This window comes from Bradyrhizobium sp. (genome assembly GCF_016219575.1).
Classification (GTDB): Bacteria; Pseudomonadota; Alphaproteobacteria; order Rhizobiales; family Xanthobacteraceae; genus Bradyrhizobium.
In genome coordinates this window covers 584,823-603,023 of the sequence record NZ_JACRMG010000009.1, presented here as the reverse complement: position 1 = coordinate 603,023, position 18,201 = coordinate 584,823, and the positions used below count along the sequence as shown (strand labels likewise).

Sequence of the window (18,201 nt, the reverse complement as noted above, 5' to 3'; positions counted from 1 at the left end):
GATGGAACCAATCGGGAAGCCGCGCGTTGTGCCTTCGGGACTCACCGAAGGGGCCAACAATCCCGCTTGCCCGCGTCTTCTGCCATCAATGATGCCTCGCGCCGCCGCGCTATTGGCCAGATTATCCTGCTTTCGGCGGGATTTCTGGTGCTGGTCGCCGTCAGCATCGCCTCGGTCCTGCTGGTCAACAAGGCCCGCGACGACAGCGGCTGGGTCACCCATACCGTCGAGGCAGAGAGTCAGCTCAACGCGCTGCTGCTGGAGATCCGCCGCGCCGAAAGCGCCGCGCGCGGCTTCCTGCTGACTCGAGGGTCGGAATTTCTCGGGGATCACGAGGCCGCCGTCGCCAAGATCCTCCCCTATGCCGACAAGGTCGCGCACTTGACCGGCGACAACCCCGCTCAGGCCGACAATGCCAGGAAGCTGCGCGACGCGATCGCGACGCGGCTCGAGCAGTTCAAGCGCGAGCTTAATCTCGCGCGGCAGAACGATTTCGCCGCCGCCACCGCCCTGGTGAGCGAGGCAGCCGCCGGCGGCACCAGCGCGACCATCCGCGACCTCGGCGCCGCCATGCGCAGCGAGGAGGAGAGGCTGCTCGCAACGCGCTCCCTCGCCGCCGACCGCAGCCAGGTGTTGGCTTCCAGCGTCACCATCGCGGGCTCGGGCATGGTGATCGCGCTGGCCGGCATGTCGATCTTTCTGCTGCGGCGCTCCTCGCGCGCCCGCGACGAGGCCGAGGCAAGATTGCGCGACACCAACCTCAATCTGGAAGCCATCGTGGCCGAGCGTACCGCCGATCTGCGCGAGGCCAACGACGAAATCCAGCGCTTCGCCTATATCGTCAGCCACGACCTGCGCTCGCCGCTGGTCAACATCATGGGCTTCACCAGCGAGCTCGATGAACTGCGTGCCGACATCTTCAGGCGCATCGCGCGTCTCGGGCGCGTGGCGGCGCTGGCGCCGTCGATGCCGGAAGATGCCACCGACAATGCCGAGCCGGAGCTGGAAGGTCCGGACAAGCGGCTCTCCGAGGACTTTTCCGAAGCGCTGGGCTTCATCAAGTCCTCCATCGCCAGGATGGACCGCCTGATCACGGCGATCCTCAACCTCACCCGCGAAGGCCGCCGCGAATTTTCACCGGAGCGCATCAACATGCGCGAACTGATCGAGAATATCGGCACGACGGTGGCGCACCAGGCTGCCGAGGCCGAAGCCAGGATTCGCATCGCCACCCTGCCCGACATCGTCAGCGACCGCCTCGCACTGGAGCAGATCTTTTCCAACCTGATCGACAACGCCCTGAAATATCTCAAGCCCGGCGTGCCCGGCGAAATCGAAATCCGCGGCCGCACCAGGCTCGGCTTTGCGGTCATCGACGTCATCGACAACGGCCGCGGCATCGAGGCCAGGGATCATCAGCGCATCTTCGACCTGTTCCGCCGCGCCGGAATTCAGGACAAGCCCGGCCAGGGCATAGGACTTGCACATGTCCGTGCATTGGTGCGGCGGCTGGGCGGGACCATGTCGGTCGCCTCGGAACCCGATCGCGGCAGCACCTTCACCGTCACGCTGCCGATCAACTGGAACGCAAGCGTCAGGAACACCGGTAATGACTAATCCCGTCAGCATCATCATGGTCGAGGACGACGAGGGCCACGCTCGCCTGATCGAACGCAATATCCGGCGATCCGGCGTCAACAACGAGATCCTGCCGTTCACGGACGGTACATCGGCCGTCGACTACCTGTTCGGCAAGGATGGAACCGGCAGCGCGCGCAAGGGACAGGCGCTGCTGGTGCTGCTCGATCTCAACCTGCCCGACATGACCGGCATCGACATCCTCAGGCGCATCAAGGAAAACGCGTTCCTGAAATCGACGCCGGTCGTGGTGCTGACCACCACCGACGACTCCCACGAGATCAAGCGCTGCTACGAACTGGGCTGCAATGTCTACATCACCAAGCCCGTGAATTACGAAAGCTTTGCCAACGCCATCCGCCAGCTCGGCCTGTTCTTCTCCGTCATCAAGGTCCCCGAAGCCGTTTCATGACATCTGCGACGCCGACCCTGCTCTATATCGACGACGACCCGGCGCTGGCCCGGCTGGTCGACCGCGGCCTGACGCGGCACGGCTTCACCGTCGTGCATGCCGCAGGCGGAAGCCAGGGGCTCGAGCGCCTCGCGCAAGGCGACATCGACGTGATCGCGCTCGACCAGTACATGCCCGGGCTCGACGGCCTGGAGACGCTGGAGCGGATCATGCAGATCGCGGGCGCCCCGCCGGTCGTGTTCGTCACGGCATCGCAGGATTCCGCCATCGCCGTCACCGCGCTGAAGGCCGGCGCTGCCGACTATCTCGTCAAGGATACCGGCGGCGACTTCATTCCCCTGCTGCAGGTCGCCGCCCATGGCGCGATCCGGCAGGCCGAGCTGCAGCGCGCCCGCGACGAGGCGGAAGCGGAGGTGCACGCCGCGCGCGACCGTTTCGAGGCGCTCGCTGCCGAGCGCGAGATGCTGCTGCGCGAGGTCAATCACCGCGTCGGCAACAGCCTGCAGATCATCGCCTCGCTGCTGCATCTGCAGGCAAGCTCGACGACACAGCAGGACGTCAAGGCCGCGCTCACCAATGCGATGGGACGCGTCGCCGCCGTCGCGCAGGTGCACCGGCGCCTCTACACCTCGCACGACCTCAAGAGCGTGCTGCTCAACCAGTATCTCGACTCGCTGCTGGAAGATCTGCGCCGCTCAGCTGAAGGCAACCGGATGTCGCGCCTGACGCTGAAGGCGGAGCCGGTCGAGATCGATCCCGACCGCGCGGTCGCCATCGGCATCATCGTCAACGAGCTGGTGATGAATGCCGTGAAATACGCCTATCCCGACGGTCCCGGCCCCATCCATGTCGAGTTGAAAGCCGAAGGCGACGAACTCGCGCTGTCGATCGCCGACGACGGAGTGGGCCTTGCCGCCAGGAGCAATCCGCGCTCCACCGGCATGGGCCAGCGCATCGTCAGCGCCATGGCGTCGAAGCTCGAGGCGTGCGTCGAGCGCGATCCGGCACATGCGGGAACTCGCATCCTGCTGCGGTTCGGCCGAGCCGTTGCGGCCCCCGACAAGGCTGCAAGCGCGGCGGCGGGCTGATCGGCAGCCAAAGCGTTTTCCAGCGAAGGCTGCCCCGCACTTGATGTGGGCGGGTACCGGTTCGCGTGAAGAAAACGCGTCAAATGAAGAATCTAGAGCGCCAGCACCAGCTTCGGCAGCATGCGCCCGGCAATCGAGCCCGAGGGCACGAGGCCGGCGTCGCGCGCACCGAGGCGGCGATAGAACGGCGCCGCGTCCGGATCGGCCTCGATGGTCATTCGCGCAGCCCCCGATGCGCGCGCCGCATCCACCGCCCAGGCGAACAGCGCCTGGCCCACGCCGCTGCGCATCGCGGCCGGCTCCACGAACAATTTCACCAGATCGGCCTCGTCGCCGGCCATCCTGACCTGGGCGACGCCGAGGACGTTGCCGCCGCGCGCGGCAATCGCGATCCGCGAGGATGCGAGGTCACGCGGATGGAGCGACAGCTCGCCCCGGCATGCCTCCATGAAGGCCGCATCGTAGCCCCACACCGCCTTCGATCGCATGCAAAGCTCCGACAGCGCCGGCAGCTCCTCGACGTCGGGGACGCGGATGAGCAATGGCATGTGCGGAACTCTAGCACAGGCCGCCAGCGCCCTGCTATCTTGCGCGGACCATGACGTCACGCGACTCCGCCTCCTCCGAAATCACCCCCGAAGTGCTGCTGCGCGCCTACGCCTGCGGGATTTTCCCGATGGCCGAGAGTGCCGACGACCCGACCCTGTTCTGGGTCGAGCCGGAAATGCGCGGCGTGATCCCGCTCGACGGATTTCGCGTCGCCTCGCGCCTTGCCCGCACGGTGCGCTCGGACGTCTTTACCGTGACGGCCGACACCGCGTTCAAGGCGGTGATGGCCGGCTGCGCGGCACCGCAGCCGGGCCGCGACGACACCTGGATCAACAAGCGCATCCGCGATCTCTATTTCGGCCTGCATGAGCTCGGCCATTGCCATAGCGTCGAGGTCTGGCAGGACGGCGATCTCGCCGGCGGGCTCTACGGCGTCAGCCTCGGCCGGGCCTTCTTCGGCGAGAGCATGTTTCATCGCGCGCGCGACGCCTCGAAGGTCGCGCTGGTGCATCTGGTGGCACGGCTGATCGCGGGCGGCTTCGAGCTGCTTGACACGCAATACGTCACGGAGCATTTGCGCAGCTTCGGCGCGGTGGAAATCCCCCGCCGCCGCTATCGCACGCTGCTCGACCACGCGATCGCCGGCGAACCGGCGGATTTCCGGAGGCTGCCTCCGGCCGAGCCGATCAGCGGCGCGCGCGCGCTCGAGCTGGTTGCGACGAGAAACATGCGGGATTGAAGCCTTGAGGCGCTGGGACAAGCAGCGGTGGGCGGCGTTGATCGTATGGGGCGTCGTGCTTGCCAGCGCCATTGCGACGTTCGATGCCGTCTGGAAGGTCATCCGCGACGACCGCAAGCAGAAAGCCATCGAACTGTCGAGGGTCAGTCTGGACGCCCCGTTGCGGGCGGGCGCACCCATCACTGGCCGCGTATTGCTCATCAACTACTCGGGATCGACCATCTGGATGGAACGCGCCGGAAATACGCATTTCTGGTTCGAATGGACTAGCTCCATCCCCACACAAATCGGCCCCCATGTGAGAGGTGGATTTCGCCCGTGCGGGGAGGATGATGCTGCCAGTCCGTTCGAAGTCGCGGCCGGGCCGGTCTGGTGGTGTTTCCGCCAGAAGTTTCCAACACTGAGTGACGGGGATTTGGACCAGCTCAAGCGGGTGTCCGACATCCGGCTCTGGTTCACGATATTCGTCACTTACAGGACCGGAGAAGGAAAGGTCCGCCATGCCCGGCTTTGCCAAGTCTACAATTTCGAAGCCGACGGTTTCCAGCGCAGCCGTCGCGGGTCTTGCGATTCGTTCGACTAGACCGGACCGCCCGACGAGAACGGCCGCGGCGACTGCCTAGCGGAAGATGCCGAACAGGCCGCCCGGCTGCTGCTGGGGCGGCGGCGGTGGCGGCGGTTGCCCATATCCCGGCGGCGGCAGCGGACGGGGCGCGGCCTGCTTCTGCGGCGGCGGACGCTTCTGCTGCGCCGGGGGCGGCGGCTTCGGCGGATCCGGCTGCGCGCTGACGATGGTCTGGTCCGGCCCCTTACAGTCGGTGAGCCAGATGTCGTAGACGGAATGCTCGACACCGTGCAGGCCGGGACTTGCCGCATACATCCAGCCGGAGAAAATCCGTTTCACCTCGCCCTGCAGCGTGATCTCGTCGACCTCGACGAACGCATTGGTGTTGGCGGCTTCGGTGGATGGCCGCGTGTAGCACACACTGGTCTTCACCCGCAGCGCGCCGAACTGCACGGTCTCGCCGATATCCTCGTCGAAATTGATGATGCGCCCGGTGATCTTGTCGAGGCCGGAGAAGGTCGCCTTCTTGTTGGTGACCTTGGTCGAGGGCGGCTCGCTTACCACCTCGTCACCAGGCTGGATGCTCGCCGGCATCTGCGGCACGCCCTTGGGCTGGCGCTGGCCCGGCGGCAATCCCGGCAACGGGTTCGGTCCGCCGGCCGGCGCATTGGCGACACCGGGTTGCGGTGCCGCGCCCGGCTGCGGCGGCTGTACCGCGATGCCGGGCTGCTGGCCTTGCGGAACCACGGTGGTACCCGGCGGCGGCGCCAGCGGCTGCGACTGCACGGCACCGGGCGGCGGCACACCCTGCCCGGGCGCTGCCGGTCGGCTCGGCAAAAGGCGGCCGCGCGGCAATTCCGGCACCTGCTCGTCGTCGTCGGGCAATTGCTGTTGCTGCTGTCCGCGCGGAATGGAGCCGGGCGGCCGCAGCGGCGGATCGGAGAAAATATTGCCAATCTGCGCGCGCGCCGGAGGCGCAACCGCGATTGTCGAGGCGGCTATCAGGGCCGCAAAACCGGTCAGGGCAATGGTCCGAAACATCTCGCGGCTTCAAAGGGGCGAATCGGGCGACAGTGTACCTTTATCAGCCGCTCGCGCGGCTTCCGGTTAACACGCCGAATACGGCGGGGAAAGGGCGGTTTCCCCGGCACCGGTGCCGCCGCTTGCGCTGCAGGGACTTCAAATCGGCGGCACTAGCCAGCCCCTGCCTCGCATGGAATAGTCTTTCCACTCGAAAATGTGCGGTCCCGCCGCGCGGAAAAGTCCGGGGCAACCGGAACAGCAAGGGGAAACGCCAGAATGGCTGATCGTATCCGACTGGACGGCAAGGTCGCCGTCGTTACCGGCGCGGCCGGCGTCATCGGCAGCGCCACCATGCGGCTGCTCGCCGGGCGCGGCGCCAGCATCGTCGCGGTGGACCGCAGGAAGGCCGAGCTGAAGGCCGCGATCAAGGATCTGCCCGCCTCTGCCGATCCGCTGCTGGTCACGGCCGACGTCACGCGGGAGGAGGAAGTCGCCGAATACGTCCACGCCGCGCTCGACAAGTTCGGCACCATCGACATCTTCTTCAACAATGCCGGCATCGAGGGCGAGGTCCGCCCGATCACCGACTATCCGCTGGAGAGCTTTCGCAGGGTGCTCGACGTCAACGTCGTCGGCGTGTTCCTCGGCATGAAGCACGTGCTGCCGACCATGCTGAAGAACAAGAAGGGCAGCATCATCAACACCGCCTCGATCGCAGGCCTGATGGGCTCGCCGCAGATCGCCGTCTACAGCGCCAGCAAGCATGCCGTGATCGGGCTCACCAAGAGCGCAGCGTGGGAATGCACCGGCACCGGCGTCCGCGTCAATTGCGTTTGCCCCGGCCTGATCGACAGCCGGATGCTGTCCACCATCCTGCAGGGCCGCGCCGGCGGTAACGAGCCGCCGCCGCAGGACAAGATCGTCGAACGGATTCCGGCGCGCCGTCTCGGCCAGGCTTCCGAGGTTGCCGCCATCGTCGCCTTCCTCGCTTCCGACGACGCAAGCTACGTTTCCGGCTCGCATTACACCGTGGATGGCGGCCGCACCGCGGCCTGACACAAGGAACCGCAGAACCTCAACGCAGCAGGATATTCATGCCCGTCGTTCTCGATCCCGATGCCGCAGCCGTCTATAACGCCTTCCTGGAGGCGAACCGCCCGCCCTACGAGAGCGGGACGCCGGCGCAGGCCCGCGAGATGTATCTCGCCGCGCGCTTTGCCACCAATCCCGAGCCGCCGGAACTGGAATCGGTAAAGCCGCTCTCGATCCCTGCCCCGCACGGCTCGATTCCCGCACGCATCTACACGCCGAAGCGGCTGCGCAACACGTCGGGCCTCGCGCCTTGCCTCGTATTCTTCCACGGCGGCGGCTTTGTGATCGGCGATCTCGACTCCCACGATGTGGCGTGCCGCCAGCTCGCTTATGAGGGCGAACTGATCGTTATCTCCGTCGATTATCGCCTTGCGCCGGAGCATAGATTTCCGGCCGCGCCCGAAGACGCCATCGCCGCGACGAAATGGGTCGCCGCACACGCAAAGGAGCTGGGCGTCGATGCGGCGCGGATTTTCGTCGGCGGCGACAGCGCCGGCGGCAACCTCGCCGCGGTCACCGCGCTTGCCGCGCGGGAAACGGGGCCGGCGCTGGCGGGACAGCTGCTGATCTATCCCGCCACCGATTTCGCCATGAACCATCCCTCGCACAGCGAGCCCGAGACGAGCCTGCTGCTGACGCATTCCGTGATCAAATGGTTCATCGACCATTACATGGGCGATGCCGACCGCAACGACTGGCGCGCCTCGCCCGCGCGTGCGACGCTCGCCGGACTGCCGCCCGCCTATGTGCTGGTTGCAGGCGCCGATCCGCTGCGCGACGAGGGCAACGAATACGCCGACCGGCTGAAGCAGGCCGGCGTGGTCGTGACCTACCGTTTCTTCCCGGGCCAGTTCCACGGCTTCTTCACCATGGGCAAGCTGCTCAACCAGGCCAATATCGCCGCCACCGAGATCAGCGCCTGGCTGAAGGCGCAGGGCTGATGGCGGCAGGGCTGATGGCACAAGGTCGAACCGATTGCGGCATGTGACCGCGTTGAAGCTGCCGTGGCTAGTTGCGAGAGTGGCTTGAAGTCGCCTCTCCCGCCACTGCACACGCCGAGGTTACCTTGATTGTCTTTGGAATTCCGGTCGACTTCATCCTGTTCGGCCTGACCCTGCTCGGCGTCGCCGTTTTCCACCGTCACACCCTGGCGGTCGCACTCGTCGGGCTGGTTGCGATCATCGCCTACAAGCTCGGCTTCACGGGCTTCAAATCCGGGCCTGGCTTCGGCGGCCTCCTCGTGCATCTCGAGCACGAGTGGGTCATCCTGGCGAACCTGTTCCTGCTGCTGATGGGCTTTGCCATCCTCTCGCGCCATTTCGAGGAAAGCCGGATCCCGGACGAGATGCCGCAACTGCTGCCGGATGACTGGAAGGGCGGCCTCGTGCTTCTCGTCCTCGTCTTCGTGCTCTCGAGCTTCCTCGACAATATCGCAGCCGCGCTGATCGGCGGCACGGTTGCGCGGCATGTATTCCGCGGCAAGGTCCATATCGGCTATCTCGCCGCCATCGTCGCCGCATCGAATGCCGGCGGTTCCGGCAGCGTCGTCGGCGACACCACGACGACCATGATGTGGATCGACGGCGTCAGCCCGCTGAGCGTGGTCGAGGCCTATGTCGCTGCCGTCGTGGCGATGCTGATCTTCGCGGTGCCGGCCTCGATGCAGCAGCAGAAATACTCCCCCATCGTGAAGAATCCGCCCTCGGGACTGCGGATCGACTGGACGCGCGTGCTGATCGTCGCGGCCATGCTGATCGCCGCGCTCGCGGCGAACATCACGGCCAATCTGAAATTCCCGTTCCTGCTCGACAAGCTCCCCGTGCTCGGTCTCGCCGTCTGGGTGGTCATCCTCGCGACCGCCGGCATGCGCCGGCCGGACTGGAAGATCATGCCGGAGACCTTCAAGGGCACGGTCTTCCTGCTCGCGCTGGTGACGGCTGCCTCGATGATGCCGGTGGAAAAGCTGCCCGCAGCCTCCTGGCAAACCGCCCTCGGCCTCGGCTTCGTCTCCGCCGTGTTCGACAATATCCCGCTGACCGCGCTGGCGCTGAAGCAAGGCGGCTACGACTGGGGCTACCTCGCCTATGCCGTCGGGTTCGGCGGCTCGATGATCTGGTTCGGCTCGTCCGCCGGCGTCGCCCTCGCGAACATGTACCCCGAAGCCAAATCGGTCGGCAGCTGGGTCCGCCACGGCTGGCCCGTCGTCATTGGCTATGTCGCCGGCTTCTTCGTGATGCTGGCCGTGCTTGGCTGGCACCCCGACCCGCCGCGCTGAGGAAACAGGGAACCCATATCGCCGTTTTGTGTTATCCTCGACTCGCCCAGCCCGGGAGGTCGCCATGAAGATCATCAAGCCCCTGCTTGCCGTAGCGGTTCTCGCCTCGATCGGTTCGGCGGCCCCGGCGCAGGACGCCAAGACGGGGATGATCACGCAGATCGACCGCATCAACGGCACGATCGCGATCCAGCAGCCCCGCAACGGCACCGTTGGCACAACCGGCGGCGGCAGCACCGTGAAGCAATACAAGGTGCAGGGCGTTTCGCTCGACAGCCTGCATGCGGGCGACCAGGTCAGCTACACCGCCGCCCAGTCCGGCGGCGTCGACACCGTCACCAAGATCGAGAAGAAGAAGCGATAGCAAGGCAGGCGCCTTCGCCGCGCGCCGAAGCGATTGCGGCGGGCGCGGGTTCCTCCCTTTCGAAACTGTCAAGATTATTCATCTGCATTAAACGTTGGTAACTCCGCGCGGATTTGCGTTCCATCGTGACCGCTCGCACAGTTTCCCGCGTGCCTCTCCTTCATGCTGAACACACTCGCTGATCGAACGCCGACAATGGTGTCGTCGCCGTCAGCAAGACAGAGCAGAGGGAGACTTGCCATGAAGACCGTACTTCTCGCTTCGCTGGTGCTTGCCGTCACCTCGGCATCCAGCTTCGCCGGAACGCCCCTGATCAATGCGCGGCAGAATGCGCAGGCGCACCGCATCTACAACGGCGCGGTGTCGGGCGAACTGACCTTCAACGAGTACCAGAGGCTGCAGCAGGGACAGGCCCGCGTGCAGAACCTGGAAAACCAGGCCAAGGCCGACGGCCACGTCGGGCCGATCGAGCGGGCTCGCATCCACGCGGCGCAAACCGTCCAGAGCGCGCGCATCTGGGTGAAGAAGCACAACTGATCGTGCGTGCGATGGCGATGGCCGGCATGAGCAGGCCATCGCCATCGGGGGGCATGCATTCATCATTCGGGTCGCGCAGCATCGGCGCGCATGGTGTCTCCTCGGGCCTCGAATTCACCAATGCGCGCAATCGCAGCATCTTGTGCCTTCCTGCTGAAGTCTTCTAGATTGGTTCCAACCACATGGCCTGAAACAGGGTTGCTGCGATGCCGATGATTGTTCGCTCACTCCAATTTCTGATCGCGATCGCGCTCCTGGTCATCACAACGCCAGGCTTTGCGCAGCCGGCAGCAAAATGGCCGGACCGCCCCGTAAAGCTGATCGTTCCCGTCGGCGCCGGCGGAGCTGCCGATACGCTGGCGCGCAACTTGTCGAACGGCTTTCAGCAATTTGCCAATGGCCAGCCGCTCGTGGTCGAGAACCGGCCGGGTGCCGGAGGCACGCTTGCCGCAGCGCAAGTCGCGTTGGAAAAGCCTGACGGTTACGTGCTCTTGCTCGCCGAGATCGGGGCCAATGCCGCCGCTCACGCCTTGCAGTCAAAGCTGTCGTACGACCCCGAGAGGGCCTTTACGCCGATCATCCATGTCGCCAACCTGCCAACCGTCGTATTGATGCGGCCGACGCTCCCCTACAAGACGCTTGGAGATTTGATTGCTGCAGCGAAGCAGCAGCCCGGCAAATTCAATTATGCCTCTGCGGGTATCGGCAATTGGACCCATTTGTTCATGGCCTATCTCAACAGCCGCGCGGGGGTTGAGATGGTCAACGTCCCCTATCGCTCTGGCGCAGAAATGACGACATCCCTGCTGCGCGGCGACACAGACGTTGCAGCGGTCACGGTCTCCACAAGCATGCCCTTTATCAAGGAAGGCAAGGTGCGCGCAGTGGCCGGTTTTCCCGCCAAGCAGATTCCCGAGCTTGCGGATACGCCGCCTGCCACTCAATCAATTCCCGGGTTCTCGATCGATCTGTGGCATGGCATCGTGGCGCCCGCCGGGATGGATCCCGCGCTGGTCAGTCGCATCAACACCATCTTCAACAAGGTGCTTGAAGTGCCCGCAGTGAGCGCAGCCATTTCCCAGTCCCAGGCAGCCGCGGTCGTGGGCGGCTCGGCCAAGCAGTTCGACGACCTGCTCAAGGTCGAGCAGAAGCGCTGGCCGGAACTGATCAAATCCGCCGGCATCAAGCTGGACTGACTTCGTTCCAATATTGGTTTCTTGCAAGCGCTACGCCTGACGCTTCCGGCCTGGGCGAGCGGAGGGGAAAAAGACGTGAACAAAATGCTGTCCGCCCGTATCAAGCAACCCGGTCTGATTTCAGCGCCCGGTGTGTTCGACATGATTTCAGCGCGCATCGCCGACGGCATGGGCTTCGACGCGCTTTACATGACCGGCTTTGGCGTGGTGGCTTCCCATCTCGGCCTGCCGGATGCTGGCCTCGCCAGCTACACGGAAATGGTCGGTCGCGTGCATCAGATCGCCACGGGAACGAAAACCGCGCTGATCGCGGACGGCGACACTGGCTATGGCGGGCTGCTGAACGTGGATTTCACGGTGCGCGGCTATGAAGCCGCGGGCGCGCAGGCAATTCAGATCGAGGATCAGGAATTCCCCAAGAAATGCGGCCACACGCCGGGCCGGCGCGTGGTCCGGCTTGCAGATGCAGTAAACCGCATCAAGGTCGCGACGCAGGCTCGTTCCTCCCGGGATTTCCTCGTCATCGCCCGCACGGATGCTCGCACCTCGCTCGGACTTGATGAAGCGCTGCGCCGCGGCGAGGCTTTCTTGAAGGCTGGCGCAGACATTCTCTTCATCGAATCGCCGGAGAGCGAAGAGGAGATGGCCAGGATCGGGCGGACGTTCGATGTGCCGCTCGTCGCCAACATGGTCGAGGGCGGGCGCACGCCGGTTCTGGACAAGAATGAACTTGAGGATCTTGGGTTCAAGATAGCGATTTTCCCGACGTCCGGTCTTCTGGCGGCCGGTGCAGCCCTGCGTTCGATCTACGAGGAGATTCGATCCAAGGGCTCCAGCAGATCGTGGGCGGGCGACATGTACGCCTTTGACGAGTTCTGTCGGTTGATGGGCTTCGAACGAATTTGGCAATTCGAGCGACAGCATGCTGAAACGACGTAACCCAAGGTGATCATTCGGTTCGGCTGAGCCGCTCCAAAATCCGCCGCCTTCGGTCGCCACGTGCGCCCAGTCTGCGCAGTGGAGCGGCTTGATCCAAGACGTCGCCGCTACCCCGCCCTTGCCGCGCGCCGCAGCGATTGCGGCGGCTGGCCGAAGGCGCGGATGAAGGCGCGGCGCATCCGTTCGGGATCGCGAAAGCCGGTGGTCTCAGCGACGCGCTCGATCGCCTCGCTCGACGACTGCACCCGCGCCTTGGCGACCTCGATGCGCAGCTTCTCCACCGCCTTCGACGGCGTGGTGCCGGTTTCCGCGATGAAGGCGCGGGAAAAATGCCGCGCGCTCATGCCGGCGCGCTCGGCCATGTCCTCCACCGTCAGCGGCGCGTCGAGGTTTTCGCGCGCCCAGGCGAGCAGCGGCGCAAAGCGCCCAGTCGGCGCCTTCAGTTCCAGCAGCGAGGAGAATTGCGACTGCCCGCCGGAGCGCCGGTGATAGAGCACGAGCTGCCGCGCGGTCTTCTGCGCGACCTCCTCGCCGAAATCCTCCGCCACCATCGCCAGCGACAGATCGATGCCGGCGGTGATGCCCGCCGAGGTCCAGACGTCGCCGTCGCGCACGAAGATCTGGTCGGGCTCGAGCTTCACCCAGGGATAGGTCGCAACAAAATGCCGCGTGCGCTGCCAATGCGTGGTGGCGCGCTTGCCGTCGAGCAGCCCGGCTTCGGCAAGGATATAGGCGCCGGAACAGACGCTGGCGACGCGGACGCCGCGCCTTGCCATGCCGCGCACGAACGACAACGTCTTCGAACAAGCCGCCGCGGCGCGGGTGCCCTCGCCTCCCGCGACGATCAGGGTCGTGATCGCGGCCGAAGGCCTCGTGCTGCGCGCGACCATTTCCACGCCGGAGGAACTGCGCACCGCGCCGGGCTCGATCGCCATCGCACGGATCGCCGGCACGCCGCCGGCGAAGCGCGCGGCGATCTCGAAGACGGAGATCGGGCCCGCCGCATCGAGCAACTGGAAGTCCGGAAAGATCAGAACGCCGATCATGACCCCATCCTGCCAATGTCCTGAAATGAGGGAAAAATGCCATTTCGGACAGAAGGGCACCATGCGATGGTCGCCCCGTCAAGCGAAATCAGGAGGCCGACGATGTCCCTTCAAATCGGAATTGTGCTGTTCCCGCGCGTCACCCAACTCGACTTCACCGGTCCCCTGCAGGTGTTTTCCAGCGTGCCCGGCGCGAAAGTGCACCTGATCTGGAAACGCATCGAGCCGGTCGCGAGCGACTCGGTGATGGCGATCACGCCGACCGTCAGCTTCGCCGACTGCCCGCAGCTCGACGTGATCTGCGTGCCCGGCGGCGTCGGCACCGACGACATGGTCAATGACGAGGAGATGCTGGCCTTCCTGAAGAAACAGGCGGAAGGCGCCAAATACATTACCTCGGTATGTACGGGCTCGCTCGTGCTCGGCGCCGCTGGTCTCTTGAAGGGCTATCGCGCGACCACTCACTGGTCGGCGATGGAGGCGCTCGCGCCGTTCGGCGCCATCCCGACCAACAGCCGCGTCTGCACCGACCGCAACCGCGTCACCGGCGGCGGCGTCACCGCCGGCATCGATTTCGCGCTGACGCTGGTTTCGATCATGGTCGACCGCAAGACAGCAGAGGCGATTCAGCTCCGGCTCGAATACAACCCCGCCCCGCCGTTCAATGCGGGCTCGCCCGAGACGGCGCCGGCGGAGATCCTCGCGCTGCTGCAGGAGCGGATGGCGCCGACACGACAGCGCCGCATGGAGAATTATCGGCGCGCCGCCGAGCGGCTCGCGCAGCACGCCTGATCCGCACACCTAAAAGAAAAAGAAAAAGGCCGCCTGGTTGCCCAGACGGCCTTTCCTGTCTCACGATAGCCCCACATTAGCGGGCGATTTCAGAACCTCTGCACCGGGGGCCTATCTCCCGGCCGTGTCCTACTCGGGGGCCGCTGCTCATCGGGACGGTCGCGATCCGGAGCCCGATCCGACGCGGTGGTTTCCCACCTCCGTAAGATGGGACCATTGAGCCGCATTCACGCCGGTCGCGCAACGGCGCGATGATGCGCGTCCCCGCTGTTACCGTTGTTCACAGGCAATTGCAGCGCAGCAACGATTCAGCTTGCAGCCCGCAAAGTCGCCCGCGCAAGGCGGGCGAAGATGACGCCGTGCACGATCAGGAACATCGGCACCAGCACGGTCGGAATCAGCGACCATGGCAGCATCTGCACCGCCTCCGAGCCTTGCCCGGCGTGAATGATCTGCAGCGGCGAGCCGTTCGCGGAAACAATTCCGAGCGTAACCGCGGCTACAAGATCGAACATGCCGAATGCATTCCAGGTCCAGACCAGCGCGCTGCCTTGCCCGCGCAACGCAAGCCAGGCCACTGGCAAAGCCAACGCTCCGGTAATGATCTCGCCCCAGCCCGCCGAGTACGGAAATGGTCCGCCAAGCCTGCCCTCGGCCGCGAGGAGGAGGAAAAATCCTCCTGCTACGCGCCAGAAGTTCAGACCGATCAGGAAGGGCATCGGCATTCCCTGCAGCAAAGCACGCACGGACGGCGAGATCGCTGCGGCAGCGGCCGTCGCGACCAGCGGAAACACAATTACCGTACCGATCATCGGCGGCCCGATCGGATTTGCTCCACTGAACAGCTTTGCGCCCGCAAGCGCGGCAGCAAGACCCGTCCACAGACCGGCGCCGACCGAAAGGGCGAGACGTTGGGATGTGCTGATCGGCATCGCGCCAGCGAGCGCATTGATGCTCACGATGATCGCCGCGGCCAGGACGATGGTTCCGATGAAGTCGAGCATGATATCTCCTTACGTGTAATTACACCTATTTGCCTGAACGAGCGTCTGCCGACGATGGCGTTTGCCTCATCCCAAATTCCTGGAACCCAAGAGCTTCAAGGCCGCCTGGCCCTCGCTGCCGAGCAGCTTTCCGACCTGGGCTTGCGCGCTCGACCAATAGGGAAAAGCGCGCCGCACCGCCGCCCTGCCCGGCGCGGTGATCGCGATCAGGCGCGCGCGCGGATCGTCACCGGATCGCACCGTGATCCATTTCTGCTCTTCCAACGGCGCCAGATTGCGCGTCAGCGTCGTGCGCTCCATCCCCAGGAGCCCGGCAAGCTTGCCGATCGGCATTTCGCCGCGCAGCATCAGCTGCGACAGGATGGTGAACTGGGTGATCCGAACTCCCGATTCCTGCATCCGGGAATCGTAGAGCCGCGTGATCTTGCGCGCAGCCTCCCTCGAGGTCATGCAGAAGCAGCCGGCGGTGGCCATGTAATCTGTCGTGTCGGGTTCGCCGGTTCTGGCCATGAAATAAGTGTAGATACACCTATCGTGGCGCGCAAGAGTCGCGGCCGGGCCCGTCGCTCAAATAAAGGTCAGATCAGCTTCCCGGCGTCCAGGGCTGGTAGTCGCCGGTAGCAGCAGGCCGGCGGCCGGAGGTGAGCGTGGAGCCGGAGGGGCGATAGGCCTGCGCGGTGCCGGTCATGTTCGGCACGTGCGGCTTCTGCCATTCGCGGGCGGCGTAGTTTTCCTGCGTCGGCGGCACATCGACGGTGTGATGCATCCAGCCGTGCCATTCCGGCGGAATGCGCGAAGCCTCGGCGTAGCCGTTGTAGATCACCCAGCGCCGCTCGAAACCGAGCGTCGGGTCGATCGCGCCGCCACGGGTACGGTAGTAGCGGTTGCCCTGATCGTCCTGGCCCACCAGCTCGCCGAACCGCCAGGTCCAGAGCTGCGTGCCAAAGGTCTGGCTGCTCCACCAGGTGAAGCATTTCAGCAAAAACTGTTTCATCCGATCCGGGCCGCCGTTCGAAGAGGTCTCGCCCTGATGCCATCGGCAGGCTGAATTGTCCAGCCGCAGACCCGGCACATTACCGCTTGTTCAGGCATCAATCGGCGCGAAATGCCGCAGAATCAGCGCAATCCGTTCATCGCCCATACAGTTGCGTTCTGACAGGTTCGCGATCACGCACGAATGGTGCGGGGCTCGGGAACGTCTCCCCTCGTCAGGGGTTGGCCTGTATCCCGGAGATGGAGCCGAAAATGATCAATCTGAAAGTGATGAGTGCGGTTGCGGCGCTGGCGCTGGTGTTGCCGATGGCCGCGCCGGTCGAAAGCCATGCTGCTGGACGTGGCGGATTTGGCGGTGGCGGCGGTATGCGCAGCTTCGGCGGCGGCGGCGGCGGCATGCATGTCGGCGGTGGCGGCGGAGGCTTCCGCGCAGGCGCCATCGGCGGCGCTCCGCGATTTTCGGGCGGCGCCGGGTTTGCCCGTCCACCCATCGCTGCGGCACCGGCCGCGCGCTTTGCCGGTGCAGCCGCCGGTCACCGTTATGCCGGCAGCTGGAACGGCGGCTGGCGTCACCGTCCGCACGGAGGCTTTTGGCCCGGCGTGGCCGCCGGGGCCCTGGTCGGCGGCGCTCTCGCGGCAAACAGCTACGCCTACTACGGCGACCCCTACTACTATGGCAACGGTTACAGCTACTACGACGACGGCAATTATGACGACAGCGCGGTCGCCGTGGCGCCGGGCGGTGACGACGTGGCCTATTGCAGGCAGCGTTACCGGTCCTATGACCCGGCCTCAGGCACCTTTCTCGGCTATGACGGCCAGCGCTATCCCTGCCCGTAGGGCCTGATTTCGAAGCAGGCTGGAGCGGCGCGTTTCGATGCGCCGCTCTTTCTATTGGGCCCGCAGCGCCAGTGCGACGCCACCGAGCGCGACGGCCAGCGCGATGAACTCGCGCATGCCGAACGGCTCGTGCAGAATCGCGGCAGCCGAGAGCACGCCGACCACAGGGACGAGCAAGGTGCCGATCGAGGCGGTGGCCGCCGGCAGGCGTTCGAGGGCGGCGAACCAGCAAACGTAGCACAGGCAGAACTGGATCAGCGTCAGGTAGACCAACGACGCCCAGCCGGTCGCCGACAGCGCGGCAGGATTCGGCTGTTCGAGCAGGAGTCCGATGATCGCCACCGGCAGGCATCCGATGCCGATCTGCCATGCCGCGAGCGACGTCGGCGGCATCTCCAGCGGAAAATGCTTGGTCAGCACGGTACCGAGCCCGACGCAGATCGCGCCGGCGAGCGCCATCAGCAGTCCCGGCAGCTTTCCAATGCTGGCGTCGATGCTGTTGCCGCCAATCAGGATGAAGATGCCGCCGAGCGCCACCGTCAGCGCCGCGGCACGAACCGGCGACAGCCGTTCCCCGAGAACCGGCCACGCCAGCAGCGCCACCCACACGGGAATCGAGATCGCGAGCACCGCGGCCTCGCGCGCATCGAGCCACACCAGCGCCAGCCCCATGAAGGCGACCCAGGAGCTGATCGTGAGCAGCGATACCAGCACCAGCCGCAACCGCATCCTGCGCGGGACCAGCAGCCGCTGACGCTGCACCACGGCGACCAGCGCCAGCGCAGCCGCGCCGACCATGCCGCTCAGCCCGCGCGAGGACAGCGGCGGCCATTCCGACAGCAGATACTTCATGATCGGAAAGTTGAGGCCCCAGCCGACCGAGGTCACCGCGAGCAGCACGAGGCCAAGCGCCGAAAGGCGGACGCGGCTCGTTCTTGGAACAACACTCATGGGTGGCAGGGATTCCGGATGGAAGCGCTGGAGTAGTTTCGCGACATGCATGGCTACAGTGAAATCGCTGCGCCGCAAACAGCCAATGCACCCCATCGTGCAGACATCGCGATCTAACTTGCCTCAACTTTTTTCGGTTGAAAAATGTGATTCGTGGT

21 protein-coding genes are annotated in these 18,201 nt (G+C 65.3%); 14 read left to right on the top strand and 7 right to left on the bottom strand.

The features are described 5' to 3' along the window. Window positions 1-66: 66 nt before the first annotated feature. The 3 genes from HZB49_RS07950 to HZB49_RS07940 are packed head-to-tail and all read left to right on the top strand — an operon-like array spanning window position 67 to window position 3,138. Complete coding sequence (locus HZB49_RS07950; RefSeq protein ID WP_291609956.1) at window positions 67-1,617, top strand: CHASE3 domain-containing protein; 1,551 nt, start codon at window positions 67-69, stop codon at window positions 1,615-1,617. Next, window positions 1,610-2,050, top strand: coding sequence for a response regulator (locus HZB49_RS07945; protein WP_291609955.1), 441 nt, complete (start codon window positions 1,610-1,612; stop codon window positions 2,048-2,050). The genes HZB49_RS07950 and HZB49_RS07945 overlap by 8 nt, the downstream gene beginning before the upstream one ends. Further along, on the top strand, window positions 2,047-3,138 hold the full coding sequence (locus HZB49_RS07940; RefSeq protein WP_291609954.1) for a response regulator: 1,092 nt from the start codon (window positions 2,047-2,049) through the stop codon (window positions 3,136-3,138). The genes HZB49_RS07945 and HZB49_RS07940 overlap by 4 nt, the downstream gene beginning before the upstream one ends. Window positions 3,139-3,230: 92 nt before the next feature. Here HZB49_RS07940 and HZB49_RS07935 read toward each other — a convergent pair whose 3' ends face one another. After that, complete coding sequence (locus HZB49_RS07935; RefSeq protein ID WP_291609953.1) at window positions 3,231-3,686, bottom strand: GNAT family N-acetyltransferase; 456 nt, start codon at window positions 3,684-3,686, stop codon at window positions 3,231-3,233. Between the two features lie 50 nt (window positions 3,687-3,736). On the opposite strand from HZB49_RS07935, the gene aat reads away from it, so the two are divergent. Next, window positions 3,737-4,426 (top strand): leucyl/phenylalanyl-tRNA--protein transferase, encoded by a 690-nt coding sequence (gene aat, locus HZB49_RS07930; RefSeq protein ID WP_291609952.1) that lies wholly within the window; start codon window positions 3,737-3,739, stop codon window positions 4,424-4,426. A gap of 4 nt (window positions 4,427-4,430) precedes the next feature. After that, complete coding sequence (locus tag HZB49_RS07925; protein ID WP_291609951.1) at window positions 4,431-5,009, top strand: hypothetical protein; 579 nt, start codon at window positions 4,431-4,433, stop codon at window positions 5,007-5,009. A 36-nt stretch (window positions 5,010-5,045) separates the two neighbouring features. Here the strand turns inward: HZB49_RS07925 and HZB49_RS07920 are convergent, their stop codons facing one another. Continuing rightward, window positions 5,046-6,032: a DUF2155 domain-containing protein gene (locus tag HZB49_RS07920; RefSeq protein ID WP_365857039.1), complete on the bottom strand. Its 987-nt coding sequence runs from the start codon at window positions 6,030-6,032 to the stop codon at window positions 5,046-5,048. A gap of 258 nt (window positions 6,033-6,290) precedes the next feature. On the opposite strand from HZB49_RS07920, the gene HZB49_RS07915 reads away from it, so the two are divergent. The 7 genes from HZB49_RS07915 (at window position 6,291) to HZB49_RS07885 (ending at window position 12,417) form a co-directional block, all read left to right on the top strand. Then, window positions 6,291-7,070 (top strand): SDR family oxidoreductase, encoded by a 780-nt coding sequence (locus HZB49_RS07915; protein WP_291609950.1) that lies wholly within the window; start codon window positions 6,291-6,293, stop codon window positions 7,068-7,070. Window positions 7,071-7,108: 38 nt separating this feature from the next. Then, on the top strand, window positions 7,109-8,047 hold the full coding sequence (locus HZB49_RS07910) for an alpha/beta hydrolase (RefSeq protein WP_291609949.1): 939 nt from the start codon (window positions 7,109-7,111) through the stop codon (window positions 8,045-8,047). Window positions 8,048-8,172: 125 nt separating this feature from the next. Next, window positions 8,173-9,381, top strand: a complete 1,209-nt coding sequence (locus HZB49_RS07905) for a citrate transporter (RefSeq protein ID WP_291609948.1) — start codon at window positions 8,173-8,175, stop codon at window positions 9,379-9,381. Between the two features lie 64 nt (window positions 9,382-9,445). Then, window positions 9,446-9,745: a copper-binding protein gene (locus HZB49_RS07900; RefSeq protein WP_291609947.1), complete on the top strand. Its 300-nt coding sequence runs from the start codon at window positions 9,446-9,448 to the stop codon at window positions 9,743-9,745. A gap of 240 nt (window positions 9,746-9,985) precedes the next feature. Continuing rightward, window positions 9,986-10,282, top strand: a complete 297-nt coding sequence (locus HZB49_RS07895; protein ID WP_291609946.1) for a hypothetical protein — start codon at window positions 9,986-9,988, stop codon at window positions 10,280-10,282. A gap of 368 nt (window positions 10,283-10,650) precedes the next feature. After that, the gene (locus HZB49_RS07890; protein WP_291609945.1) at window positions 10,651-11,478 is read left to right on the top strand and encodes a tripartite tricarboxylate transporter substrate-binding protein; all 828 of its coding nucleotides are present in this window, start codon (window positions 10,651-10,653) and stop codon (window positions 11,476-11,478) included. A gap of 84 nt (window positions 11,479-11,562) precedes the next feature. After that, entirely contained in the window at window positions 11,563-12,417 is an 855-nt protein-coding gene (locus tag HZB49_RS07885) for an isocitrate lyase/PEP mutase family protein (protein ID WP_291611138.1), read from the top strand. A 107-nt stretch (window positions 12,418-12,524) separates the two neighbouring features. On the opposite strand, the gene HZB49_RS07880 is transcribed toward HZB49_RS07885, so the two are convergent. Next, window positions 12,525-13,463 (bottom strand): GlxA family transcriptional regulator, encoded by a 939-nt coding sequence (locus HZB49_RS07880; protein ID WP_291609944.1) that lies wholly within the window; start codon window positions 13,461-13,463, stop codon window positions 12,525-12,527. 102 nt (window positions 13,464-13,565) lie between these two features. Here HZB49_RS07880 and HZB49_RS07875 point away from each other — a divergent pair, with 102 nt between their 5' ends. Beyond that, window positions 13,566-14,255, top strand: a complete 690-nt coding sequence (locus HZB49_RS07875) for a DJ-1/PfpI family protein (RefSeq protein ID WP_291609943.1) — start codon at window positions 13,566-13,568, stop codon at window positions 14,253-14,255. A gap of 308 nt (window positions 14,256-14,563) precedes the next feature. On the opposite strand, the gene HZB49_RS07870 is transcribed toward HZB49_RS07875, so the two are convergent. From HZB49_RS07870 to HZB49_RS07860, 3 genes are all read right to left on the bottom strand, one after another. After that, window positions 14,564-15,259: a hypothetical protein gene (locus HZB49_RS07870; protein WP_291609942.1), complete on the bottom strand. Its 696-nt coding sequence runs from the start codon at window positions 15,257-15,259 to the stop codon at window positions 14,564-14,566. A gap of 66 nt (window positions 15,260-15,325) precedes the next feature. Then, window positions 15,326-15,733, bottom strand: coding sequence for a MarR family winged helix-turn-helix transcriptional regulator (locus HZB49_RS07865; protein WP_291609941.1), 408 nt, complete (start codon window positions 15,731-15,733; stop codon window positions 15,326-15,328). A gap of 109 nt (window positions 15,734-15,842) precedes the next feature. Continuing rightward, on the bottom strand, window positions 15,843-16,253 hold the full coding sequence (locus tag HZB49_RS07860; RefSeq protein ID WP_291609940.1) for an NADH:ubiquinone oxidoreductase subunit NDUFA12: 411 nt from the start codon (window positions 16,251-16,253) through the stop codon (window positions 15,843-15,845). 251 nt (window positions 16,254-16,504) lie between these two features. On the opposite strand from HZB49_RS07860, the gene HZB49_RS07855 reads away from it, so the two are divergent. Beyond that, window positions 16,505-17,092, top strand: a complete 588-nt coding sequence (locus HZB49_RS07855) for a BA14K family protein (protein ID WP_291609939.1) — start codon at window positions 16,505-16,507, stop codon at window positions 17,090-17,092. Between the two features lie 51 nt (window positions 17,093-17,143). Here HZB49_RS07855 and HZB49_RS07850 read toward each other — a convergent pair whose 3' ends face one another. Next, on the bottom strand, window positions 17,144-18,043 hold the full coding sequence (locus tag HZB49_RS07850; protein ID WP_291609938.1) for a DMT family transporter: 900 nt from the start codon (window positions 18,041-18,043) through the stop codon (window positions 17,144-17,146). Window positions 18,044-18,201 lie beyond the last annotated feature (158 nt).